This is a genomic window from Nocardiopsis sinuspersici (assembly GCF_001998325.1).
GTDB classification, from domain to species: domain Bacteria; phylum Actinomycetota; class Actinomycetes; order Streptosporangiales; family Streptosporangiaceae; genus Nocardiopsis; species Nocardiopsis sinuspersici.
Map to the genome: position 1 here is coordinate 4,266,507 of NZ_MCOK01000001.1, position 24,159 is coordinate 4,290,665.

The 24,159-nt window shown below is 72.6% G+C and carries 18 protein-coding genes; 10 read left to right on the forward strand and 8 right to left on the reverse strand.

Going from position 1 to position 24,159, the window contains the following annotated elements; genetic code table 11:
* Positions 1–18: 18 nt before the first annotated feature.
* Genes NOSIN_RS18450 through NOSIN_RS18465 form a run of 4 tightly spaced genes read left to right on the forward strand, consistent with a single transcriptional unit; the run spans position 19 to position 4,234 of the window.
* Entirely contained in the window at positions 19–1,020 is a 1,002-nt protein-coding gene (locus tag NOSIN_RS18450) for a zinc-dependent alcohol dehydrogenase family protein (protein ID WP_077691947.1), read from the forward strand.
* A gap of 18 nt (positions 1,021–1,038) precedes the next feature.
* Positions 1,039–2,397 carry an ABC transporter substrate-binding protein gene (locus tag NOSIN_RS18455; protein ID WP_077691948.1) on the forward strand — a complete coding sequence of 453 codons (1,359 nt, stop codon included), beginning with the start codon at positions 1,039–1,041 and terminating at the stop codon, positions 2,395–2,397.
* Positions 2,394–3,350, forward strand: coding sequence for a carbohydrate ABC transporter permease (locus NOSIN_RS18460; RefSeq protein ID WP_077691949.1), 957 nt, complete (start codon positions 2,394–2,396; stop codon positions 3,348–3,350). The genes NOSIN_RS18455 and NOSIN_RS18460 overlap by 4 nt, the downstream gene beginning before the upstream one ends.
* The gene (locus tag NOSIN_RS18465) at positions 3,347–4,234 is read left to right on the forward strand and encodes a carbohydrate ABC transporter permease (protein ID WP_077691950.1); all 888 of its coding nucleotides are present in this window, start codon (positions 3,347–3,349) and stop codon (positions 4,232–4,234) included. The genes NOSIN_RS18460 and NOSIN_RS18465 overlap by 4 nt, the downstream gene beginning before the upstream one ends.
* A gap of 226 nt (positions 4,235–4,460) precedes the next feature.
* On the opposite strand, the gene NOSIN_RS18470 is transcribed toward NOSIN_RS18465, so the two are convergent.
* The 3 genes from NOSIN_RS18470 to NOSIN_RS18480 form a co-directional block, all read right to left on the reverse strand.
* Positions 4,461–5,360 carry a transketolase family protein gene (locus NOSIN_RS18470; RefSeq protein WP_077693653.1) on the reverse strand — a complete coding sequence of 300 codons (900 nt, stop codon included), beginning with the start codon at positions 5,358–5,360 and terminating at the stop codon, positions 4,461–4,463.
* A gap of 17 nt (positions 5,361–5,377) precedes the next feature.
* The gene (locus NOSIN_RS18475; protein WP_077691951.1) at positions 5,378–6,082 is read right to left on the reverse strand and encodes a transketolase; all 705 of its coding nucleotides are present in this window, start codon (positions 6,080–6,082) and stop codon (positions 5,378–5,380) included.
* Positions 6,083–6,165: 83 nt separating this feature from the next.
* Positions 6,166–7,167 carry a 4-(cytidine 5'-diphospho)-2-C-methyl-D-erythritol kinase gene (locus NOSIN_RS18480; RefSeq protein ID WP_236743394.1) on the reverse strand — a complete coding sequence of 334 codons (1,002 nt, stop codon included), beginning with the start codon at positions 7,165–7,167 and terminating at the stop codon, positions 6,166–6,168.
* 289 nt (positions 7,168–7,456) lie between these two features.
* On the opposite strand from NOSIN_RS18480, the gene NOSIN_RS18485 reads away from it, so the two are divergent.
* Entirely contained in the window at positions 7,457–9,412 is a 1,956-nt protein-coding gene (locus NOSIN_RS18485) for a serine/threonine-protein kinase (RefSeq protein ID WP_077691953.1), read from the forward strand.
* A gap of 73 nt (positions 9,413–9,485) precedes the next feature.
* On the opposite strand, the gene guaA is transcribed toward NOSIN_RS18485, so the two are convergent.
* Entirely contained in the window at positions 9,486–11,066 is a 1,581-nt protein-coding gene (gene guaA / locus NOSIN_RS18490; protein WP_077691954.1) for a glutamine-hydrolyzing GMP synthase, read from the reverse strand.
* A gap of 163 nt (positions 11,067–11,229) precedes the next feature.
* Entirely contained in the window at positions 11,230–12,243 is a 1,014-nt protein-coding gene (gene galE, locus NOSIN_RS18495) for a UDP-glucose 4-epimerase GalE (RefSeq protein ID WP_077693654.1), read from the reverse strand.
* A 215-nt stretch (positions 12,244–12,458) separates the two neighbouring features.
* Between galE and NOSIN_RS18500 the strand changes: the two genes are divergently transcribed.
* The 5 genes from NOSIN_RS18500 (at position 12,459) to NOSIN_RS18520 (ending at position 17,065) form a co-directional block, all read left to right on the forward strand.
* Positions 12,459–13,736, forward strand: coding sequence for a sensor histidine kinase (locus NOSIN_RS18500; RefSeq protein WP_077691955.1), 1,278 nt, complete (start codon positions 12,459–12,461; stop codon positions 13,734–13,736).
* Complete coding sequence (locus NOSIN_RS18505) at positions 13,733–14,428, forward strand: response regulator (protein WP_077691956.1); 696 nt, start codon at positions 13,733–13,735, stop codon at positions 14,426–14,428. Before NOSIN_RS18500 ends, NOSIN_RS18505 begins: the two co-directional genes overlap by 4 nt.
* 233 nt (positions 14,429–14,661) lie before the next feature.
* Positions 14,662–15,561 carry an ABC transporter ATP-binding protein gene (locus NOSIN_RS18510; RefSeq protein WP_077691957.1) on the forward strand — a complete coding sequence of 300 codons (900 nt, stop codon included), beginning with the start codon at positions 14,662–14,664 and terminating at the stop codon, positions 15,559–15,561.
* On the forward strand, positions 15,558–16,313 hold the full coding sequence (locus NOSIN_RS18515) for an ABC transporter permease (protein WP_077691958.1): 756 nt from the start codon (positions 15,558–15,560) through the stop codon (positions 16,311–16,313). The genes NOSIN_RS18510 and NOSIN_RS18515 overlap by 4 nt, the downstream gene beginning before the upstream one ends.
* A 5-nt stretch (positions 16,314–16,318) precedes the next feature.
* On the forward strand, positions 16,319–17,065 hold the full coding sequence (locus NOSIN_RS18520) for an ABC transporter permease (RefSeq protein ID WP_077691959.1): 747 nt from the start codon (positions 16,319–16,321) through the stop codon (positions 17,063–17,065).
* Between the two features lie 170 nt (positions 17,066–17,235).
* Here the strand turns inward: NOSIN_RS18520 and NOSIN_RS18525 are convergent, their stop codons facing one another.
* The 3 genes from NOSIN_RS18525 to NOSIN_RS18535 form a co-directional block, all read right to left on the reverse strand.
* Positions 17,236–19,677, reverse strand: a complete 2,442-nt coding sequence (locus NOSIN_RS18525) for an endonuclease/exonuclease/phosphatase family protein (RefSeq protein ID WP_077691960.1) — start codon at positions 19,675–19,677, stop codon at positions 17,236–17,238.
* A gap of 287 nt (positions 19,678–19,964) precedes the next feature.
* Entirely contained in the window at positions 19,965–22,559 is a 2,595-nt protein-coding gene (locus NOSIN_RS18530; RefSeq protein WP_077691961.1) for a polynucleotide kinase-phosphatase, read from the reverse strand.
* Positions 22,556–24,127, reverse strand: coding sequence for a 3' terminal RNA ribose 2'-O-methyltransferase Hen1 (locus tag NOSIN_RS18535; protein WP_077691962.1), 1,572 nt, complete (start codon positions 24,125–24,127; stop codon positions 22,556–22,558). The genes NOSIN_RS18530 and NOSIN_RS18535 overlap by 4 nt, the downstream gene beginning before the upstream one ends.
* Positions 24,128–24,159 lie beyond the last annotated feature (32 nt).

Sequence of the window (24,159 nt, forward strand, 5' to 3'; positions counted from 1 at the left end):
TCCAGGAGAGTCCCAGACGTGCGTGCCGCCATCATCACCGAACCGGGTTCCCTCGCCGTGGGCGACCGCCCCGATCCCCGCCCCGCCTCCGACGGCGTGGTGGTCCGGGTCGGCGCCTGCGGGATCTGCGGAACCGACCTGCACATCGCCGACGGGGAGTTCCCGCCCAGCCCCTACCCGCTGGTACCGGGACACGAGTTCGCCGGAACGGTCACCGCCGTCGGCGACCACGCTCCGGGGGACCTGCGACCGGGCGACCGGGTAGCCGTGGACCCCTCCCTGTTCTGCGGGTACTGCGGGTACTGCCGCGCCGGACGCGGCAACCTGTGCGCCCACTGGGGTGCGATCGGCGACACCGTCGACGGCGCGTTCGCCGAGTACGTGGCCGTCCCCGCCGCCAACTGCCACCGCATGCCCGACTCGATGAGCATGCGCGAGGGCGCCCTCGCGGAGCCGCTGTCCTGCGCGGTCCACGGAGTGCGGCGCATCGGGGTGGAGGTCGGCGAGCGCTTCCTGGTGGTGGGTGCCGGAACCATGGGCCTGCTCCTCCAGCAACTGCTCCAGCGCTCCGGCGCGCGCGTCACGGTGGTCGACCGCAACACCCGCCGCCTGGCCATCGCGGCCGACCTGGGCGCCCACGCCACCGCGACCGACACGGCCGACCTGGCCGACGAGCGCTTCGACGCCGCGGTGGACGTCACGGGCGCTCCCCAGGCCATCGAGGCGGCCTTCACCTCCCTGAGGAGGGGAGGGCGCCTGCTGGTCTTCGGGGTCGCCGACGCCGAGGCCCGGGTGTCGCTTTCGCCGTTTCGCGTCTACAACGACGAGGTCACCATCGTGGGCTCCATGGCCGTACTGAACAGCTTCGGCGCGGCCGTGGACCTCATCAGCACCGGAGCGGTGGAGACGGCTCCGCTGCTTACGGACGCCCTGTCACTGGAGAAGTTCCCCGAGGCGCTGTCCATGATGCGCTCGGGTGCCGGGGTGAAGATCCAGGTCGTCCCCGACGCGACCGCCTGAACCCCGGGAGACAGCATCGTGCACACCACCTCCATCACCCGCACGACCGCCGTGGCCGCCACCGGACTGCTGCTCACGGGGTGCGCCGGAGCCGGCGCCCCCCTCTCCGAGGGAGGCGCCGCCCACCTGACCGTCGCGATCGTGTCCAATCCCCAGATGCAGGACGCGATCTCCCTCCAGTCGCAGTTCCTCGAGCAGCACCCCGGCATCGAGGTCGACTTCGTGTCCCTGCCGGAGAACGAGGCCCGCGCCAAGATCACCGTCTCCGTGGCGACCGGCTCGGACGCGTTCGACGTCGTCATGATCAGCAACTACGAGACCCGCCAGTGGGCCGAGTACGGCTGGCTGACGGACCTGCAGCCCCTCATCGACTCCTCCGAGGGCTACGACCACGAGGACTTCATCCCCTCCATCCGGGAGGACCTGTCCTACGAGGGCCACATGTACTCGGTGCCCTTCTACGGCGAGTCCTCCTTCCTCGCCTACAGGAAGGACCTGTTCGCGAAGGCCGGTGTGGAGATGCCGGAGAACCCCACCTGGAAGGAGGTGGCCGGGCTGGCCGCCGAGCTCGACGGTGTGGAACCCGGCGTCTCGGGGATCTGCCTGCGCGGCCTCGCGGGCTGGGGCGAGGTCCTCAGCCCGTTCAACAGCCTCCTGAACACCTTCGGCGGCCGCTGGTACGACGAGGACTGGAACGCCGAGCTCGACTCCCCCGAGTTCCACCGCGCGGCCGAGTTCTACGTGGACCTGGCACGCGAGCACGGCCAGCCGGGCGCCGCCAACAGCGGGTTCGGTGACTGCCTGAACCACTACGCGCAGGGCCGGGCCGCCATGTTCTACGACTCCACCGCCATGGTCAGCACGATCGAGGACGAGGGCGCGAGTGTCGTGGCCGGGCTCAACGGCTACGCCCCGGCCCCGGTGGCCGAGACCGGCTACGGCGGCTGGCTCTACACCTGGTCCCTGGCGATCCCCTCCACCTCCGAGCACAAGGAGGAGGCATGGGAGTTCCTGGAGTGGATGACCGACAAGGAGTACGTCCGCACCGTCGCCGAGGAGTACGGCTGGGAGCGGGTACCGCCCGGCAACCGGCTCTCCACGTTCGACGCTCCCGGGTACCAGGAGGTCTCGGAGGCCTACGCCGAGCCCATGCTCGAAGGCATCCGCCGGGCCGACCCCGAGGATCCGGGTACGCGCCCGGTCCCCTATGAGGGCATCGGTTTCCTCGCCATCCCCGAGTTCCAGGACCTGGGCACGCGGGTCAGCCAACAGCTCAGCGCGGCCGTGGCCGGACAGATCACCGTCGAGGAGGCCCTCGAACAGAGCCAGGAGTACGCCGAGACCGTCGGTGAGGCCTACAAGGAGGAGAACCGATGAGTGCTGCGACCGCGCCCGCGCGCGAGGCGCCCACGGCACCGTCCCCGCGCCCGCGGCCGAGGCGGAGCGCACGCGCGGCCGGATGGGCGCGCCGGGCGCCGCTCCTGCCCGCGCTGGTGTTCATGCTGGTCGTCACCCAACTGCCGTTCCTGGCGACGATCGTCTACTCACTGCGGTCGTGGAACCTGCTGCGGCCGGACTCCCAGGCGTGGGTGGGCCTGGCCAACTACGTGTCGGTGTTCACCGACCGGCAGTTCCTCGCGGCCGCGGGGAACACGGTGCTGATCACCGCCTCCTGCGTCGTGGTGGCGATGCTGCTGGGCACCGGGCTGGCGCTGCTGCTGGACCGGAGGTTCTGGGGGCGCGGCGTGGTGCGCACGCTCGTCGTCACCCCGTTCCTGGTGCTGCCCGTGGCCACGGCGCTGCTGTGGAAGCACATCATGTTGAACCCGGTGTTCGGCCTGGTGAACTTCCTGCTGTCGCCGCTGGGGATCGACACGTTCGACTGGATCTCACAGGCGCCGCTGCTGTCGGTGGTGGTCGCGCTGGTCTGGCAGTGGACGCCGTTCATGATGCTGCTGGTCCTGGCGGGTCTGCAGAGCCAGAGCGCCGACGTGCTGGAGGCGGGCCAGGTCGACGGCGCGTCCCGGTGGCAGATGTTCGCCTGGATCACCCTGCCGCACCTGCGCCGCTACATCGAGCTGGGTGTACTGCTGGGATCGATCTACGTGGTGAACACCTTCGACACGATCTACATGATGACCCAGGGCGGTCCCGGCACCGCCAGCTCCAACCTGCCCTTCTACATCTACCAGCGGACCTTCCTCGGGTTCGACATCGGCCAGTCGGCGGCCATGGGCGTCGTGGTGGTGGTCGGCACCATCATCTTGGCGATGCTGGCCCTGCGGCTGATCTTCCGCACGTTCATGAACGCACAGGAGGCGCGATCGTGACCGCCCAAGCCCCCCGGCGCCCCGCGGAAGCGGGAGCCGCCCCCGCCGGGCACACGCCGCGCCGGAAGCGCCGTCCCCGGGCCGGCGGCACCGTCCTCACCGTGCTCACCTGGGCCATCGGCCTGCTGTTCGTCTCCCCGGTGCTGTGGATGGTGCTGACCGCCTTCAAGGAGGAGAACCAGGCCGCGACCGATCCGCCGACGCTCTTCTTCCAGCCGACGCTCGACCGGTTCTCCACCGTCCTGGGCGCCGACTTCCTTCCGTACCTGGGCAACTCGCTGATCGCCACCCTGGCGTCCACGCTGCTGGTGCTGTCGCTCGGCCTGCCCGCCGCCTACGCGCTGTCGGTCGCCCCGGTCAAGCGCACCCAGGACGTGCTGTTCTTCTTCATCTCGACGAAGATGCTGCCGGTGGTGGCGGTCGTGCTGCCGATCTACGTCGCGGCGGCCTACCTCTCGGTGCTGGACAACGTGTGGACCCTGGTCGTGCTGTACACGGCGATGAACCTGCCCATCGCCGTGTGGATGCTGCGCTCGTTCTTCCTGGAGGTGCCCAAGGCGATCGTGGAGGCCGCCAGGGTGGAGGGCGCGGGCCTGCCGCGTGTCCTGTGGTCGGTGATGATGCCGGTCATGGCCCCGGGAATCGCGGCGACCGCTCTGATCTGCATGATCTTCGCCTGGAACGAGTTCTTCTTCGCGGTGAACCTCACCGCCGCCCAGGCCTCCACGGTCCCGGTGTTCCTGACCGGCTTCATCACCAGTGAGGGCCTGTTCGTGGCACAGCTTTCGGCGGCGGCCGTCATGGCGTCGCTGCCCATCGTGGTGGTCGGCTGGACGGCCCAACGACAGTTGGTGCGAGGCCTGTCGATGGGCGCTGTGAAGTAACGCGCGGCCGGACACGAGGACGCCCGGGGCCGCACCGCGCAAGGCCCCGGGCGGGTCTGGCAGGACCTTCCCCTCAGTGCGGTGACCGGAAAGGGTGCACCGGCCCGCCCTCACCCGCCGTGATCTTGTACTTATAGCGAGGTTCGACCGTCGAACCTCGCTATAAGTACAAGATCATCCGGGGTTGGAGCACTCCAGCCACACCAGCAACGGATCCGGGCAGCCCCTAGACCAGGAAGAAGTCCCTGGCGGCCTTGGCGATCCCCTCCGCGTCCAGCCCGTGGACCCGCGCGTGCCGGGCCGGGGTCCCGTAGGAGCGCACCTCGTGCTCCCGGGCCACCCCCAGCCCCAACTGGCGGTGGCGGCGGTCGGCCAGCGCCCCGGCCACCTCGTGCGCGGAGGTTCCCCTCAGGTAGGGCTCCACCACGAGCACGTCGGCGTTGCCCGCCGCCCCGGCCAGCGCGCTCAGCCCCTCCCGGTCGAACGGGCGCACGGTGGCCGTGTAGGCGACGGTCACGTCCAGGTCCGCGGTCGCCTCCAGCACCCGGTCCAGCATCGGACCGACGGCCACCACCACCCCGGCCGAGCGCGGCGAGCCCGTCCGCAGCACGCTGAGGCGCCCGCTGACGGGCATCGGCGCCCGGTTGGCCTCCTCCGACAGCCGCACGTACACGCGGTGCTCCCCCGGGACCGCGGCGGCCAGGGCGTCGCGCACCTCGTCCGGGTGGCCGGGCGCGTACACCGTCCACCCCGGCAGGCTGTCGAACAGGGCCACGTCACCGGGGGCCTGGTGCGTGCGTCCAGCCCCGGAGGCGTCGTAGGAGGCGCCGATGCTCACCAGGACGGCGCCGACGTCCTGGTGGCCGAGGTCCAGCTTGACCTGCTCGAAGGGCCGCTCCACCAGGAACGGCGCGTAGCTGTGCACGATCGGCCGCATCCCGGTCAGGGCCAGTCCTCCGGCCACGCCGATCATGGCCTGTTCCCGGATGCCCACGTCGATCACCCGGCCCGGGTGCCGGGAGGCGGGGGCACGGAACATCTCCGTGGAGATGGCGGCCAGCACGACGGCGACCCGCGGGTCCTCGTCCATGGCCCGGTCGACGGTGGCGGCGAAGGTCTCACGCATGTTCATCGGAAGCTCTCCTAGGGACGGACGCGGGCGACGACGGCCAGCGGCCGTCCGGCGTGGGGGCGGGTGAGTGCCTCGTACAGGGCGTCGTGGTCGCGTCCGGACACGTCACGGGCCTCCCAGCCCTCGACTCCGAAGCGCGCGCCGATCCCGCCGGGCCACCCGTGGCCGGAGGAGGCGTTGTCCACGGCGACGACGGTGAGGTTGTCCGCGCCCATGCGGCCGGCGACCGCGATGGCCTCGTGGTTGCTGCCCTCGTGGAGTTCGCGGTCGCCCACGAGCACCACCACGCGGGGCTCGGCGCCGTCGGGCCGGCGGATCCGCTGGGCGCGCAGGCCGAGCGCCGTGCCCAGGCCCAGGGGCAGCCCGTGTCCGAGGGACCCGCTGCCGATCTCCGCGCCGGGCACCAGGACCCGGTCGGGGTGGTGGCCGAGCGGGGAGTCGAAGGCGGCCCAGCTCCGCAGGGTCGGCACGTCCAGGAAGCCCTTGGCCGCGAGCACGGCGTAGAAGGCGGCGGGCCCGTGGCCCTTGGAGAGCAGGAACCGGTCGCGGTCAGGGGCCTCGGCCGTGTCGGGGGTGACTGCCAGCACACGGTCGTAGAGCACCCACACCACGTCGAGCGTGGAGTGGGCGGCCTCCGTGTGCTTCTCGTCACCCTCCATGAGTCCGATGAGGGCGGGAAGGTCGGCGTAGCGCGAGAGGGCGGCTGCTGTCGTCATGCCCCTCAGTGTTCAACCTCAACAAAGATTGAGGTCAATGGGCGGAAGCGCCCGCGCCACGGGAGGACCCGGGGTGATTTACCTCACAGAACGGTGGCTCCGGGGACGTCCCCGTACGCCGAAACGACCTGTTCGCACAGGCCGCTGCCCTCCAGTTCGGCCACCACGGCGGCCTCGCGCCCGTCGGCCTCGGCCTCGTCCACGCCGCCGACCAGGAACGCGCAGGTGGGCCCCGACCCCGACACCAGCGCGCCCAGGGCGCCCGCGCCGCTGCCCGTCTTCAGGGTCCGCTCCAGCTCCGGCAGCAGCGACAGCGCCGCCTCCTGGAGGTCGTTGGTCAGCGCGGCCCCCAGGGCCGCGGGGTCGCCGCCGGCGAGCGCGGTGGCCAGCGCCGGGTCCAGACGGGGTTCGGGGGCGTCCGGACGGAGGCGGTCGTACTCACCGAACACGCTGGCCGTGGACAGCCCGTGCGGCGACAGCGCGAAGACCCAGCGCAGCCTCCCCGGAGCCGCCAGCGGACGCAGGATCTCCCCGCGCCCCATGCCCACCGCGGTGGCTCCCATCAGCGCGAAGGGCACGTCGCTGCCCAGGTCCGCCGCGTACCCGGCCAGGGTCCGCGGCGGCAGGTCGCAGCCCCACAGGCGGTCGCAGGCCAGCAGGGCGGCCGCGGCGTCCGCGCTCCCCCCGGCCATGCCTCCCGCCACCGGGATGTGCTTGTCCAGGTGGACCGTGACCGGGGAGCCCCGGCCGGTCCGCTCCGCCAGCAGGGCCACGGCGCGCGCGGCCAGGTTGGATTCGTCCAGGGGCACACGGGCCAGGTGGGACCCCAGGCCGCCGCCCGCGGTCAGCCCGGCGCAGGCGGACGCCTCCGGCGGGTCGGCCGCCGTCACGGACACGCCCGTGTCCGCCCCCGATGACGCGGATTCTCCGGCGCCGGAGGGGTTCGGCTGACGCGGCGGGGCCTCCCGGACGGTAACCTCATCGAACAACGAGACAGCGTGGAACACGTTGACGAGGTCGTGGAACCCGTCCTCACGTCTGGGCCCCACCGCCAACTGGAGGTTCACCTTCGCGGGGACCCGCACGGTTACGGTGGTATTAACGGTCACGAGTCCCCAATCGTAAAGGAACCCCCACCTTGCGTGAACACGTACCCCACCGGGTGCGCCGGTGTGTTCACCACTCCTTACCAGCGCCGACACCGTCGCCGGAGGGAATCGGGAACCACCACCGCGATCCGGGGATCGTTACCACTGTCATGTCAGTCACCGCCCGCCCCCAGAACGGCCCAACCAGGCCTGTGAGTGGGAAACCGGGCACAAACACCGCTACCTTGGGGCAAGGCGGAGTTTGGACACCGTCGGGGAGGGTCGCTTGCCGTCGGATGGGCTCCCGAAGAACCTGGAACCGCTGGCCGCCGGAGATCCGGCGACCATCGGTCCCTACGTGCTGTCCGGGAAGCTGGGGAGCGGCGGCATGGGCACCGTCTACCTCGGCAGTACACCGGAGAAGAACAACCAGGTAGCCATCAAGGTCATCCGCCCCGAGCTCGCCTTCGACGAGGCGACACGGGCGCGTTTTCGCGACGAGATGGAGAACGCCCGCAAGGTCGCCTCCTTCTGCACGGCCAAGGTGCTCGACCACGGGACGTTCGAGAACCGCCCCTACATGGTCACCGAGTACATCGCGGGCACCGCGCTGGCCGAGCACATCGCCGAGCACGGACCGCTGGACTCCTCGACCCTGCACGGCTTCGCGCTGGGCGTGGCCGCAGCCCTGGCCGCCATCCACCGCACCGGGCTGGTCCACCGCGACCTCAAGCCCGCCAACGTGCTGCTGTCGCTCTCCGGACCCCGGGTGATCGACTTCGGCATCGCCCGTGCCATGAACACCGCCACGAACCACACCCAGACCGGCATCGTCATGGGGAGCCCCGGGTGGATGGCGCCCGAGCAACTGCTGGAGGAGCAGGTCACCACCTCGGCGGACATCTTCGCCTGGGGCTGCCTGGTGGCCTTCGCCGGGAACGGCACGCACCCCTTCGGCAACGGCGACGCCATGACGCTGGGCAAGCGGGTGCTGTTCGCCGAACCGCAGATCGGCGCCCTGGACAGTCCGCTGGACCGCCTTGTGCTGCGCGCGCTGGCCAAGGAGCCGGGCCGCCGCCCCACCGCGCAGGACCTGCTGCTGGAGCTGGCGGGCGGGGAGGAGAACACCAACCCCAACGACATGGTGTCGAACGCGCTGCACCAGTCGTGGCGGCCGAACCTGCCCCCCATGCCGCCCGGGATGCCCTATCCCCAGCAGGGACCGCCCGCGCACCAGGTCAGGAACGACATGCGTCGGCCGGGCCCCGGCCAGTACCAGGCCGCGCCGCCCGCGCCCATGCCTCCGCCCGCCCACCAGACGGGCAACTTCCCGCGCCCGCAGGGGCCGCCGCCGGGCCACCAGAGCGCCCACCCGGGCGGTCCGCCGCCGAGTGGCCACATGCAGGGCGGCCAGGTGCAGGGCGGCCCGCCACCGGGCGGCCAGATCCAGCACCCCCGGTCCGCCTCCATCCCTCCCCCGGGACAGCACCCGGCCTCGACCGGGCCGATCCCGATGGTCCCCCCGTCCGACCAGCAGGCGAACAGGCCCGGCCCGCAGCCGTACGTGCCTCCGGTGCCGCCGCCTCCGCACCGGCCCGCCGCGCCCAACCGGCGCAGGGGCGTGATCGTCGCCATGGTGCTGGGCGCCGTGGCCCTGCTGGTGGCGCTGGTGGTCCTGATGGGCGTGCTGATGGATTTCAGCGGATCCCCCTTCTCCGGGAACGACGGGGGCTCCCAGGGGGACACCGCGGAGCAGACGCAGCCGGACGCCCAGGACTCCGAGCCCGACGGCGAGGCCGGGGCAGGCGACCCCGGCGACTCGGCGTCCACCGGGGTGCCCGACGACGTGTCGGGGGCGTCGTCCGACCGCATGGTCCAGTACTACGTCAACGAGGTCACCTGCGGTCTGCGCAAGCACAACATCCGCTCCGAGCTCCAGACGAACGCGGAGTACTGCGTGGTGGAGCTGGAGATGTCCAACGTCAGCGACGAGCTGCTGGCGTTCGACTACCAGGAGCAGCGCATGTCGACCAGCTTCGAGGAGACCCGCGAAGCCGAGAAGCCGTCCCGGCGCGAGGTCGAGCAGCCGCTGTGGGACCAGGCCGGTATCGGCCCCGGCGCCACGGCGAGCGGGGAGCTGGTGTTCATCCTGCGCGACGGCGAGAGCCCGAAGACGCTCCTCCTGAGCCACAAGCTCAACGCGGACCCCACGCAGATCAACATCGAGCCCATGGTGGACTGAGCCCGGACGCGGACGGGCCCGGCACACCCGCCGAGGCGTCGTGTGCCGGGCCCGTCCTAAGCCGCGGGGAGGACTACTCCCACTCGATGGTGCCCGGGGGCTTGCTGGTCACGTCCAGCGTCACCCGGTTGATCTCGCGCACCTCGTTGGTGATCCGGTTGGAGATCCGTGCCAGCACGTCGTAGGGCACGCGCGACCAGTCGGCGGTCATCGCGTCCTCGCTGCTGACCGGGCGCAGCACCACGGGGTGGCCGTAGGTACGGCCGTCGCCCTGCACGCCCACCGAGCGCACGTCGGCGAGCAGCACCACCGGGCACTGCCAGATGGAGCGGTCCAGCCCCGCGCGGGTCAGCTCCTCGCGGGCGATCGCGTCGGCCTCGCGCAGGATCTCCAGGCGCTCGTGCGTCACCTCGCCGATGATGCGGATGCCCAGCCCGGGGCCGGGGAACGGCTGGCGCCACACCATCTCGGCGGGCAGGCCCAGCTCCTCGCCGACCTTGCGCACCTCGTCCTTGAACAGCTCGCGCAGCGGTTCCACCAGCGTGAACTGGAGGTCCTCGGGCAGGCCGCCCACGTTGTGGTGCGACTTGATGTTCGCGGTACCGGTGCCGCCGCCGGACTCCACCACGTCCGGGTACAGGGTCCCCTGCACCAGGAACTCGACCTCGGCCCCGGCCTCGCCGCTCTCGGTGACGACCTCACGGGCCGCCTGCTCGAAGACGCGGATGAACTCGCGACCGATGATCTTGCGCTTCTCCTCGGGGTCGGTGACGCCCGACAGCGCGGACAGGAACCGCTCCTCGGCGTCCACGACCTTGAGCCTGGCCCCGGTGATGGCGACGAAGTCCTTCTCCACCTGCTCGGCCTCGCCCTTGCGCAGCAGGCCGTGGTCCACGAAGACGCAGGTCAGCTGGTCGCCGACGGCGCGCTGCACCAGGGCGCCGGCCACGGCGGAGTCCACGCCGCCGCTCAGCCCGCAGATGACGCGCTTGTCGCCGATCTGCTCGCGGATGCGCTCCAACTGCTCCTCGACGATGTTGACCATCGTCCAGGTGGGGCGGCACCCCGCGCCCTCGTACAGGAAGCGGCGCAGCACCTCCTGGCCGTGCTCGGTGTGCATGACCTCGGGGTGGAACTGGACGCCGAAGAGGCGGCGGTCGGTGTCCTCGAAGGCGGCGACCGGCGCGCCCGCGGTGCTGGCGGTCGTGGCGAACCCCTCGGGGGCGCCGACCACCGAGTCGCCGTGCGACATCCACACCTGCTGCTCGACGGGCATTCCGGCGAACAGCAGGGAGTCGGGGACCGCCGACAGCTCGGTGCGGCCGAACTCACTGAGGTCGGTCCTCTCCACGACGCCGCCCAGGGCCCGGGTCATCGCCTGGAAGCCGTAGCAGATGCCGAAGGTGGGGACCCCGGTCTCGAACAGCTCGGGGCCCAGGTTCGGGGCGCCCTCGGCGTAGACCGACGACGGTCCGCCGGAGAGGATGACGGCCTTGGGTTTCTTGGCGAGCATCTCCTCGACGGGCATGGTCGAGGGCACGATCTCACTGTGCACGTGGCATTCACGAACGCGCCGGGCGATCAGCTGCGCGTACTGCGCGCCGAAGTCGACGACGAGAACGGTGTCGAACGTGCTCTCAGCACCAACGGACACGACGGAGGACCTTCCGCAGGAGTAAAGGGATGTCCGCCCAGTCTAGGGCGTGCGTGACGGGCACTCGCCCCCCGCTGCGCGACGGGCGGCCTCCGCCGGACACGCCCCGGGCCCTTCGCGGGACCGGCGTGTCCCGCGCGATACGCGGGACACGCGGCTTCGCTCAGCCCGCGAGGCCGCCGGGGTTGGCGGACTGCCAGCGCCAGGCGTCGCGGCAGGCGTCGTCCACGGTGCGCACGGCCTTCCAGCCCAGGTCGCGGGCGGCGGCGGAGGGGTCGGCGAAGCACACGGCGATGTCGCCGGGGCGGCGCTCGACCACCGTGTACGGGATGGTCGACCCGGTGGCGCGCTCGAAGGCGCGCAGGCCCTCCAGGACCGAGGTGCCCTGTCCGGTGCCCAGGTTGTACACGCGGTACCCGGCGGCGTCGGCGATGTGGTCCACGGCGGCCAGGTGGCCCTGGGCCAGGTCCACCACGTGCAGGTAGTCGCGCACGCCGGTGCCGTCGGGGGTGTCGTAGTCGTCGCCGAACACGTTCAGGCGCTCGCGGCGCCCGGCGGCGACCTGCGCGACGTAGGGGAACAGGTTGTTGGGCACGCCCTGGGGGTCCTCCCCGATCAGTCCGCTGGGGTGGGCGCCGACGGGGTTGAAGTAGCGCAGGGAGGTGATCCGCCAGCGCGGGTCGGAGGCGGCCACGTCCCGCAGGATCTGTTCGGCGAACAGCTTGGTGGCGCCGTAGGGGTTGGTGGCGGACAGGCCGCCGTCCTCGGTGACGGGCACCTGCTCGGGGTCGCCGTAGACCGTGGCCGAGGAGCTGAACACCAGGTCGCGCACACCGTGTTCGTCCATCACCTCGACGAGGGAGAGCAGGGCGTCCAGGTTGTTGCGGTAGTAGCGCAGCGGCTGTTCCACCGACTCGCCCACGGCCTTGAACCCGGCCAGGTGGATGACGGCGTCGATCCGGTGCCCGGCGAAGACGCGGCGCAGCGCGGCGGGGTCGGTGCAGTCCTCCCCGTGGAAGGCGACGGTGCGCCCGGTGATGCGCTCGACGCGGCTCAGGGCCTCGGCGTGGCTGTTGGCGAGGGAGTCCACGACCACGACCCCGTGCCCGGCTTCGAGCAGTTCGACCGCGGTGTGGGAGCCGATGTACCCGGCACCGCCGGTGAGCAGGACGTTCATCATTCGCTTCCCTGGGTGGAGTGCGCCCGCCGCCTCGCGGGCGCTCCCCAGAATAGGGGACCGCCGGGCACGTGGACGGTGACGGACGCCACCGTGTCCCGGAGCCGCCGCCCGTCCCCGACGCGCCCCGAAGCGTCTCCGGCACGCCCCTGCGCGGCACCGGCCTCATACCGGGGCATGAGGTTCCCCGGCCCGCGCGCTCCTATCGTGGAGGCATGGCCGACCTGTCCGCACGCACGCTCCTGGACCGGGCGACGCTCTGGGCCCGGGGCCACGTGCTCGCCGTGGACACGTGCTGGGCCCTTCTCTGGTTCGTCCTGTCCGCGGTGTCCCATCCTGTGTCCGGGTTCCGTACGGCCGAGTCGTGGACCTACCTCGCCCTGACCGCCGCGTGCTGCACCGCGCTGGCGCTGCGCCGCACCAGTCCGCTCCCGGCCCTGGCCGCCCTGGCGGTGCTGCTGTCACTCCAGATCCTGTGGCTGGACCACCTCACGGCGATCACGGGGATCAGTGCCCTGGTCGCCGCCTACACGGCCCAGTCCGAGCTCTCGCGTGCGTGGCGCGCCGTGGGCTTCGGCCTGCTCCTGGCCGGAGCGGCCTGGGCCGTTCTGTCCATGCCGCCGGAGGAGCTCTCCGCGGACCTGGAACCGCGCCTCAACAGTGTCCTCTCGGCCTGGACGGCGATCGCGCTGTTCTCCCTGCTCGGGACGTTCCGCAGGCGCAGCCGCGAGGAGTTCGCCCGCGTCGTCGAGCACGCACGGCTGCTGGAGACCCAGCGGGCCCAGGAGGTGCGGCTGGCCGCGCTCGACGAGCGGACCCGCATCGCCCGGGAGATGCACGACATCCTCGCGCACTCGCTGAACGTCATCATCGCCCAGGCCGACGGGGGCCGCTACGCCGCGAGGGCCGATCCCGGGCGCGCGGTGACCGCCCTGGCCACCGTCTCCCAGGTGGGACGCGAGTCCGCGGCGGAGCTGCACCAGCTCCTGGGCGTCCTGCGCGACGGCGAGGGCCGGAGTGCGGCCCCGGCCCCCGGGGTCGGCGACCTGCCCGGCCTCGTCGAGGAGTACCGACGCGCCGGTCTGCGGATCCGCCTGGTCCAGCACGGCACCCCGCCCGCTCCGGGCGGCGGCCGGACGGGTCCGGAGGCGCCGCCGGCCCTGCCGGCGACGGCGTCCCTGACGGTCTACCGCGTCGTGCAGGAGTCCCTCGCCAACGCGTTGAAGCACGCGGGGCCCGTCGACGTCCGGATCGGGCTCACGTGGTCTCCCGGACGGGTCGAGGTCGCCGTGGCCAACCCCGTGCGCGAGGCCGTGGCCGCGGCCCCGACCGCCGCCGTCCGGGGACGTCCCGGACGAGGAGGGGGCCCCGGCCACGGCCTGGTCGGCATGTGTGAGCGCGTCGGCCTGCACGGCGGCGCCCTGGAGGCCGGCGCCGACGACGCGACCGGCACCTGGCGGGTGCGCGCGGTGGTCCCCTGGGAGCGGACGTGATCCGTGTGGGGCTGGCCGACGACCAGCGGCTCTTCACGGCCGGGATGGCCATGGTCATCGACTCCCAGGCGGACCTGACCGTCGCCTGGGAGGCGGCCGACGGGTCCGAGGCCGTCACCCGTCAGCGGTCCGACCCCGTCGACGTCCTGCTCATGGACGTCCAGATGCCCGGCACGGACGGGCTGAGCGCCACGCGCGCCCTCGTCTCCTCGGGGGCGGACTGCCGCGTCGTCATCCTCACCACCTTCGACACCGACGAGTACGTGGTCGAGGGCGTCGAGGCCGGCGCCGCGGGCTTCCTGCTCAAGAGCACCCCGCCCGAGGAGCTCCTGGAGGCCGTGCGCACCGTGCACCGCGGCGACTCCGTCATCTCCGCGCGCTCCACGCGGAGGCTGCTCGGGCACGTGCGCCCCCTGCTCGGCGGCCCGCCCTCCCGGTCGGCCCCGCTCGACAGGGACACCCGCCGCGCCGTCGCGTCGCTGACCCCGCGCGAGCAGGAGGTCCTCGTCGCCGTGGCGCTCGGACACACGAACACGGAGATCTGCGAGCGCCTCGTGCTGTCCATGCCCACCGTGAAGACCCACGTCGGCCACGTCCTGGCCAAGACCGGCTCACGCGACCGGGTCCAGGCGGTGCTGTTCGCGTTCCGCGCCGGGCTGGTGGACCGGGAGGACCTGCTCCGGGAGGCCTGAGCGGCGCGCTCCCCCGCACCCCTGCGGCCGCCCCCCGTGTCCCTTCGGCCGCACCCTCCGACGGCACGCGCTCCCCGCGCCCCTTCGGCCGCGCGCTCCACCCTCGCCCTCCGAAGCGGCACGCCCCACCGCGCCCTGCGGCGGCACCTACTTTCGGCGGGCGCGTTCCTCGTCCCGCGGCACGATGCCCTCCTCGGGTGCCGGGGTGGAGCCTCCTCGGTGGAAGGAGTTCCATGAACGACGTCATCACCACACACCACCTGACGAAGACCTACGGTCCGCGCACCGTCGTCGACGACCTCGAACTGCGGGTGCCGCAGGGCTGCGTGTACGGCTTCCTGGGCCCCAACGGCTCGGGCAAGTCCACCACCATGAAGATGCTGCTGTCGCTGGCCCGGCCCAGCCGGGGCGAGATCACCCTCCTCGGCCGACCGATGAACCGTGAGACGCGCCCCGCCCTCCTGCGGGAGATCGGCTCCCTCGTCGAGGCGCCTCCCGGATACGCCCACCTGACCGGGCGGGAGAACATGGTGATCGTCCAGCGGATGCTCGGACTCAGCGACCGGCAGGTCTCCCGGGCGGTCGCCACCGTGCGCCTGCAGGAGCACATGGACAAGCTCGTCCGCGCGTACTCGCTGGGGATGAAGCAGCGCCTGGGCATCGCGATGGCCCTGGCCCGGGAGCCGCGCCTGCTCATCCTCGACGAGCCCACCAACGGACTGGACCCCGCGGGCATCGAGGAGATCCGCGGGCTGCTGGTGTCGCTGGCGGAGGACGGCGTCACGGTCATGGTCTCCAGCCACCTGCTCGACGAGATCGACAGGATGGCCTCGGTCCTGGGCATCCTCGGCCGGGGAAGGCTGGTCTTCCAGGGCACGCGGGCCGAGCTGTTCGACCGCAGCACGCCGGACCTGCTCGTCGACACACCCGAACCCGGGCGGGCCCTGGCCCTGGGCGTCCCCGCCGTGCGCTCGGAGCGGGGCCTGCGCCTGTCCGGTCTCGGCGACGACGACACGGCCGCCCTCGTGCGGCGCCTCGTCGGCGCGGACGTACCGGTCCACGGGGTGCGGCGTGTCCAGCAGTCCCTGGAGGAGGTCTTCATGGACCTCACCGGCCGTGAGGGGCTCCTGTGACGCTGACGGCGGTGAACCTCGAACTACGCAAGACGCGCAGGCTCCGGGTCGTGCTGGTCTGCGCGGTCATGGTGGCCGCGGTGGTCGCCCTGACGTGCGCGAACCTGATGTCCGACTCCGCGCGGGCCGGTTTCGACGACCCCGGCGCCCAGCCGTGGGAGAGCCTCCTCATGAGCTACGTCATGGTCACGGCCATGACCTCCCCCCTCCTGGTCGCGGTGCTGGCCAGCAGGCAGGTCGACATCGAGCACCAGGGGCAGGGCTGGATGCTGTCGCAGGTGGCCGGGCTGCGCCCGGGGCGGCTGTGCCGCGCCAAGGCCACGGTGCTGGGAGCGCTGCTGGCGGTCGCGGTGCCCGTACAGACCGCCCTGGTCGTCATGGCGGGCCTGGCCGCCGGGATCACCGTTCCGTTGTCCCCCGGAGTGTGGGTCCAGTACGCGGTCGGTCTGCTCCTGGTGGACCTGGCACTGCTGTGCCTGCACGTGTGGCTGGCCGCCCGTGTGGAGAACCAGCTCGTCGGGATGGGGGTGGGGCTGCTCGGCGCGTTCTGCGGGGTGTTCTCCCTGCTGATGCCGCCGGCTCTGGCGCGCGTGCTGCCCTGGGGCTACTACGCGGTCGTCTCCCCGCTGAGGATGGGCGACGACGGCTTCGCCGCCCTCACTCCCGGGTACGGCTGGCTGGCCGTGTTCCTGGCGGTCGTGGCGGTCCTGTTCGCCGTGGCCGGCCACCGCTTCGACCGGACGGAGGCGTGAGGAGGATGGTCCTCGCCGAACTCACCAAGCTGCGCCGGTCGGCCCTGTGGATCGTGGCCGTGGTGCTGCCCCTGCTCGCGGTCGTCACGGGATCCGTGAACTACGGCGGCAACACGGAGACCCTCTCGGTCGGATGGGCGTCCTACTGGTCGCAGGTCGTCATCTTCTACGGCATGTTGTTCATGTCGATGGGGATCGCTGTGATGGCGTCGGCAGCGTGGCGGATGGAGCACCGCGGCCACAACTGGAACCTGTTGATGGCCACGCCCGCCCGGGCCCTCTCGGTCATCGGCTCCAAACTCGCCGCGCTCGCCCTGGTGGTCGCGGTCATGCAGCTCGTCCTGCTCGTGCTGGTGGTCCTGACCGGAAGGTTCGTCCTGGGCCTGGACGGCTGGCCGCACTGGCACAGCGGCGCCGCGGCCCTGCTGGGTGTCGTCGCCGCGCTGCCGGTCATCGCGTTGCAGTCCCTGCTGTCGATGCTGGTCCGCTCCTTCGCCGCGCCCGTCGCCCTCGGCCTCCTGGGCTGCGTCGCCGGGGTCGGCGTCCTCTACTCCGGGGGCGGCGGAGCGGTCTCCCACCTCCTGCCCCAGGCCCTGGTCACCACGGCGCTCAGCCTGGGCAGCACGGCCGTCGCCGACGCGGGGGCCGTCGACCTGCCGGCGGCGGCCGCCGTCGTGCTCTCCGCGGCCTCGCTCACCCTCGTCCTGTGGGGCCTGGCCGCGGCGGTGCTGAGCCGCAGGGACGTGCGCTGAGCGCCTGCCCCGGAACGGGAACGGCCGGCCGGAGGAGATCCGGCCGGCCGTCACCGCGGGAACGCGCGGAGCGCGCCCCCGCGCCCGTACACGCGGGTGCCCGGCCCCGGCGGCGCGTGCCGCCGGGGCCGGGCCCGGGTCAGGGGCGTCCCGGCGGGGCCGGGCCCGGGTCAGGGGCGTCCCGGCGGGGTGCCGCGGCGGACGTCCAGCCACAGCACCTGCGGGTCGTGGTCGCTGACCTGGTCGTGGAACTCGGAGTTGAGCCGCGCGATCCCGTAGTCGACCCGGCCCGCGATCGCCTGGCTGACCAGGATGTGGTCCAGGGCCTGGGAGTTGCCGTCGTACACGTAGTTGTAGCGCTCCCCCTCGGGCAGGTCCGCCATCGGGTTGTCCAGGGGCCCGTCGACGGTGAGGATCTCCAGGGTCCGGGAGAACTGGAAGTCGTTCAGGTCGCCCATGACCACCAGGTTGGCCTGCGGGTCCACGGCCAGCAGCTCCTCCGCGAACCCGCGCACGAGTTCGGCCTGGGCGTGGCGCTGGGTCTCGCTGCCGCGCTCCGGCGGCTGGTTGACGCCGTGCAGGGACTGGTCGCCGCCCTTGGAGTTGAAGTGGTTGGTGACCACGTAGACGTCCCGGTTCAGGGCGCGGAAGTGGCCGACCAGCGGCTTGCGGCTGGACTTCCAGGCCTCGTTCTCCGGGTCGATCCGGCCCGGGGACACCGACAGCTCGGCGCCGCGCCTGCCCTCCACGACCTCCACCGCGGTGGTGGCGTCGCCGCCCTCGCGGTCCACGAACCGCACGCGCGCGGGGTCGAACAGGAACGCGTTGCGGATGTTGCCGCCCGGCTGTCCGCCGTCCTGCTTGTCCTGCGGACTGATCTGCCGCCACTCGTAGGAGGGGCCGCCCCGGGCCTCGACCGCGGCCACCAGCCGGTCCAGGGTGACGTCGGCGTCCACGACGCCGTCGTCGGTCGGGCCGGTGTTGTCCTGGATCTCCTCCAGGCCGATGATGTCGGGCGAGTTCAGGGACTCGACGATCCCCGAGGCCAGCTCGTCGTACTTGGCCTGGTCGGCCCGCCCGCCGAGGTTCTCGACGTTGTAGGTGGCGACGCTGACCTCGTAGCGCTCGGCGTCGCGGACGCCGGTGCGCTCCAGGCCGCCGGACACGTGCTCGCCCAGGGTGGTGGCGCGGACGAGGTAGCCGCCGTACTGGCTGTAGTAGACGGGGCCCTCGGTGACCCCGGCGAGGGTGTCGCCCACGTTGGCGTCGGGGAACGGGTGCCGTGCGCGGTCGAGCAGCGACTCGATCTTGACCCGGCCCGAGTTGGGCTGGTCGTAGGACCCGTAGCGGGTGCCGCCGTTGACGGTGGGGTTCTGCTCGGGCTTGGTGGTCACCCACAGGGCTTCGTAGTCGTCGGTGGCGCCGACCACGGGGGCGTCCTCCACGCGGACGAGCATGTGCTCGTGCGCGGCCCAGAAGTCCAGGGCGTAGGCCTGCGGCTCCAGCGTGAGGCCGGAGACGTCCCCGCCGGGCTCGGGCGCGTACGCCTCGGGGATCGCGTCCCCGTCCAGCAGGACGGAGCCGGGTACCGCGTTGCCCGAGGACAGGACGGTCCAGCGTGCCTGGCTCAACTGGGTGATGGTCTGCGCTCCGGAGGAGGGCCGGTACTCGCTGACCCGTCCGGCGGCCAGGACCTCGTCGCCCACGGCCACGTCGGGGGTGGTGGAGCCAGTGAAGACGAACAGCGCCTCGCTGGTGCGCGGGTCGCCGTCGCCCTCGGTGTCCTGGAACCAGAAGCCCCGGGCCCCGCCGAAGGCGTTGACCGCGGTGACCACGCCGGGCAGGCCCGTGACCTGCTGTCCGACGTGCGGGGAGGTGCGGGTGGTGCCCTGGACGTCGTGGACGCGCAGGTCGCCGGGCTCGACGGGCTCCTCGGGGCCGTCCCCGCCCCCGTCGCCGCCGCCCGGGGTCTCGCCCGCCGTGTTGGCGGGGGTGGGGGCTCCGGCGGTGAGGTCGGCCGCGTTGTCGCCGGTGTCGGTGAGGTCGGCGTCGCGCGAGGCGGAGGTGGTGTTGCTCAGCCTGGGCGCGGGCGCGTTCTCGTGGACGACGGCGTCGCCGTAGCCGACGATGTCGACGACGTCTCCGTCCTCGGCGCACGTGGCGGCGGTGCGGCAGGTGACGGGGTCGGTGCCGCGCACGAGCAGGACGGCGCCGGCGGAGGCGGACATGTTGGCGCCGCCGGTGGCGTCGGGGGCGGGGAGTTCCACACTGCCCCCGGAGCCGGCCGCCTGGCGCACGAGGTAGTGCTCTCCGGCGCCGACCTCGCCGCCCAGCTCCGTGACCTGGACCCGGGTGTTCGGTGAAGGGCTGGCGGGCAGGTACTGCACGCTCCAGCCGTCGAGGGAGACCGCTCCGCCGGTGGGGTTGCCCAGTTCGACGAAGTCGTTGCGCAGTTCGGCGCCGCTGTTGCCGCCTCCGCCGTACACCTCGCTGATCACCGGGGTGGTGGTGTCGGCGAGGGCGGCCGGTACCGCTCCGAGGCTGACGCCCAGGAGCACCGCCGCCGCGGCTGACGTGGACGCGATCAGGCGTCCGGGTCGGGTGGGGGACACGTGTTCTCCGGAAGTGACTGGGGGTCGGGGGCGTGCACATCATGACCTCTGTGGATGTCCGACCGAAAGAGACGACGTGAAAAGGAGGCGAAGCGGTACACAGTTGGTGCAAACGGACTACCTATCGGTAACCCGGCCCTCGTGCGATTCCCCAAATACCGACGGCCAGCGGGCTGGCCGGAAACGTTGACGGTGTGACGGGCGGGACCTCCCCGCTGCTGATCTTGCTCCCAGTGGCACTGTCGGTGCCCCACAGTGCCGCTGGGAGCAAGATCGTCCGGCGCGCGTCACAGCCGCGGGTCGACCGGCTCCGACTCCAGCGCCAGCACCGCGAACACCGGCTCGTGCACGCGCCAGAGCGGTTCGCGCCGGGCGTGCCGGGCCAGGGCCTCCAGGCCCAGCTTGTGCTCGCGCATGGCCAGGCCGCTCTTGCGGCCCACGTCGCGGTCCTTGAGGACCTCCAGCCGCTCCGGATCGGTGTAGTCGGGGCCGTAGACGATGCGCAGGTACTCGGGACCGCGCACCTTCAGCCCGGGCTGGGCCAGGCCCTTGCGGCCGCTGGCGCGGGCGCCCAGGACCGGCTTGACCACCATGCCCTCACCGCCGGTGGAGACCAGTTCGCTCCACCAGCCGGCGGCCGAGGCGCACGCGGCCGGGTCGGTGGTGTCCACCACCCGGTAGCGGGTGGAGCGGACCAGGCCGCTCGCCTCGGCGAGCCGCTCGGCGACCGCCATGTGCCACAGGTGGTCGGCGTCCCCGTACTCCCGCCCCTCGGAGGCCAGCACCATGAACGGCGCGTACCGGAGCCCGGCGACGCCGTCGGTGTCCCAGGAGTAGCGCCGGTAGACCCGGCTGAACTCCTCGATCTGCTCCGTGCGGCGCGCCACCCCGTCCGCCAGGCCGCCCACCGGCACACCGCGCCCGGCCGCGGCGGCGAGCGCGGCTCCGGCGGCGGGCAGTGCCGCGCGGGCGGCGGCGCCCACCGACGCGTACCGCTCGCGGATCAGCGACCGGGCCTTGGCCGACCACGGCAGCATCTCCCCGTCCAGGGCGATCCAGTCGGTGCCCAGCCGGTCCCACAGCCCGGCGTCGGTGACCGCCCTCCGCAACCGGTCCACCACCTCCGCCTGGAGCGTCGGGTCGTTGAAGAACGGCCGGCCGGTCCGGGTGTACACGGTGCCCAGCTCACCGGGGACGAACCTGCGCTCGGCGGCGTCCCCGTCCCGGCACAGCACGGCCACGGCCCGCGACCCCATGTGCTTCTCCTCGCACACGACCTCCCCGATCCCCGAACCGCGGAAGGAGGCGAAGGCCTCGTTCGGGTGCTCCAGCAGGCCGGGTTCGGCCGAGGTCGGCGCCGGGGCCATGGTCGGCGGCAGGTACAGCAGCCAGCGCGGGTCCACGGAGAACCGGCTCATGACCTCCAGCGCGGCCAGGGTGCTGCCGCCGCCGGCGCGTACCCGGCCGTGCTCGGTCTCCACGAACATGCCGGAGCCGAGGTCGCCTGCACCGACGTCGGTGATGTCCACGACGGTGTCCGGGCGGGCCTTCGCCGCCCTCTCCGGTTCGCCGCCCAGCGGTCGCGCGGGCTCGTACCAAGTGCGGTGGGCGGCCACGTCGACCAGCTCGCGCTCGGGGTAGCGCAGCGCGGTGAGCCTGCCGCCGAACACGCAGCCGGTGTCCAGGCAGAGGGTGTTGTTGAGCCACTCGGCCCCGACCATCGGCGTGTGCCCGTAGACCACGGCGGCCCGGCCCCGGTACTCGCGCGCCCACGGCAGCCGCACCGGGAGCCCGTACTCGTCGGTCTCGCCGGTGGTATCGCCGTACAGGGCGAAGGAGCGCACGCGGCCGGAGGCCCGCCCGTGGTAGGCCTCCTTGAGCCCGGCGTGCGCGACGACCAGCCTGCCCCCGTCCAGGATGAGGTGGCTGACCAGTCCGTCGCAGAAGTCCAGCACGCGTTCGCGGAACTCCTCGCTCTCCCGGCCCAACTGCTCCATGGTCTCGGCGAGGCCGTGGGTGAGCCGGGCCCTTCCTCCCCTGAGCACGCGGATGAGCTTGTTCTCGTGGTTGCCGGGCACGCAGAGGGCGTCGCCGTCGGCGACCATGCCCATGACCAGGCGCAGCACGCCGGGGCTGTCGGGTCCCCGGTCCACGAGGTCGCCGACGAACACCGCCGTGCGGCCCTCGGGGTGGCGGGCGCCGACCGGGCGCCCCAGTCCGTCCCGGGAGAACGCGTAGCCGAGGTCGCCGAGCAGCTCCTCCAGCTCCTCGCGGCAGCCGTGCACGTCGCCGACGACGTCGAACGGGCCGGTGAGCTCCTTGCGGTCCGGCCAGGCGCGCTCCAGCTCGACGGTCGCGGCGTCGATCTCCTCCGGGCCGCTGAGCACGTACACCTTGCGGAAGCCCTCGCGCCGCAGCCGCTTGACGCTCTGCCGAAGGTCGCGCCGCTGGCGCCGGATGACGTGGTCGCCGAAGTCGCGGTCGGGCCGGTCGCGGTTGCGCTCCCGGGCCAGGGCCTCGGGCACGTCCAGCACGATGGCGGTGGACAGCACGTCGTTGGCCTTGGCCACGCGCAGCAGGTCCTGGCGCGCCCCGGCCTGCACGTTGGTGGCGTCGACCACCGCGAGCAGGCCCCGCCGCAGCCGTATGTCCACGACGGTGTGCAGGAGCGAGAACGCGTCGGCGCTGGCGGACTGGTCGTTCTCGTCGTCGCTGACCAGGCCGCGGCAGTGGTCGGAGCTGATCACCTGCGTGGACGCGAAGTGCTTGGCGGCGAAGGTGGACTTGCCCGCGCCGGACACACCGACGAGCACGACGAGCCCCATCTCGGGCACGCCGAGCACGCGCGCAGCGGCGGTCCCGGCCTTCTCGTTCGTGCTCATCTGACGAAGACTCCCATCTGGGTCGGAGCGCCGGTCTCGGGGTGTTCGGACCCGACCGGCAGGTGGCGGACGCGGTAGCCGTACCTCTCGGCGACCCGGCCCGACCACAGGGCGAACTCGGCGCGCGTCCACTCGAAGCGGTGGTCGCCGTGCCGGAGGGAGCCCTCGGGCAGTCCCTCGTAGTGGGTGTTGTACTCGACGTTGGGCGTGGTCACCACGACGACGCGGGGCCGGGCCGAACCGAACACGCTCTCCTCCATCGCGGGCAGCCTCGACGGGTCGAGGTGCTCGACCACCTCCATCAGGACGGCGGCGTCGTAGCCCTCGAACCTCCTGTCGCGGTAGACCACCGAGCCCACGAGCAGGTCCGGCCTCGCGGCGGCGCCTCCCCCGCGGCCGCGGCCCTCACGGGTGTCGGCGAACAGGGGGCGGTGGCGTCCGCGCCCGCCCGGTTCGCAGCCCCGGCACACCCTGCGGTGGGCGCGCTCCAGGCTGACGACGCTGACGTCCACACCGGTGATCCGGCCCAGGGAGGGCTCGGTGACCAGCCGCTCCAGCAGCCGCCCCGAGCCGCAGCCCAGGTCGATGACGCTGGTGGCGTCCTCGGCGCGCAGCACCGCCAGGACCGCACCGGCCCGCTGTTCGGCCAGGCTGGGCCCGCGCTCCTCGTGCGGCGGCGCCGCGGAGGCCTCCTCGAACCCCGGGTCGTCCACGTCCTCGCCCTCGGCCACGTCGTCGGCCTCGGCCAGGCGTGCCAGCGCGGTCCGCACGTAGCCGTCGCGCCGGCTGAGGTAGCGGCGGGTGATCCAGGTGCGCTCGGGGTGCCCGGCGAGCCAGCCGGTCCCGGCGCCGCCGTCCTCCCCGTCGTCCCCGTCGGTCGCAGCGGGTACGGCGGTCTCGGCGGAGCCGTCGTCCCCGGCCGTGTCCACGGCGAGCCCGCCGGCGCGCAGGAGCTTGTCGACCTCACTCCGGTCCACCCAGTAGTGCTTGTCGCCGTCCATGGCGGGCAGCAGCACGTACAGGTGGCTGAGCGCCTCGGACAGGCGCAGGGTGCCGGTGAGGGTGAGCGACAGGTAGTGCGAGTCGCCCCACCCCGGCAGCCCGGGATCGAGCGGGACCGGCTCGGCCTCCACCGTCCAGCCCAGGGGCTCGAAGAGGGCGCGGACGCGGTCGGCTCCGGCGCGGCAGGGCACCGCGGGCATGCGCAGCTCCAGCGGTATCGGCGTGCGCGCCAGTTCGGGCCGCTGCTCGCAGGTGCCGCGGAGCGCGGACCGCAGCACCCTGCCCAGTGCCACCGCGAACAGCGACGACGCCGCGTAGGGGCGGTCGTTGACGTACTGGGAGAGCGCGAAGTCGGGGGTGCGCACCGACGTGCGCGTACGCAGCAGCGCCTGCGCGTCGACGTCCAGCAGCAGCGCCGCGGTGCAGCGCTCCTCGGTGGCCTCGGGGTAGAAGACGTGCGCGGTCCCGAAGGACTGCCCGAAGCTCTGCGCCCTGTCGGGGTGTTTGTGCAGCAGGAAACCGAGGTCCGTCGCCGGGTTCGCCGTGGTCGTGATCGTCAGTAGCACCCGTGCATTGTGTCCGAGCGCCGCCCGCATGG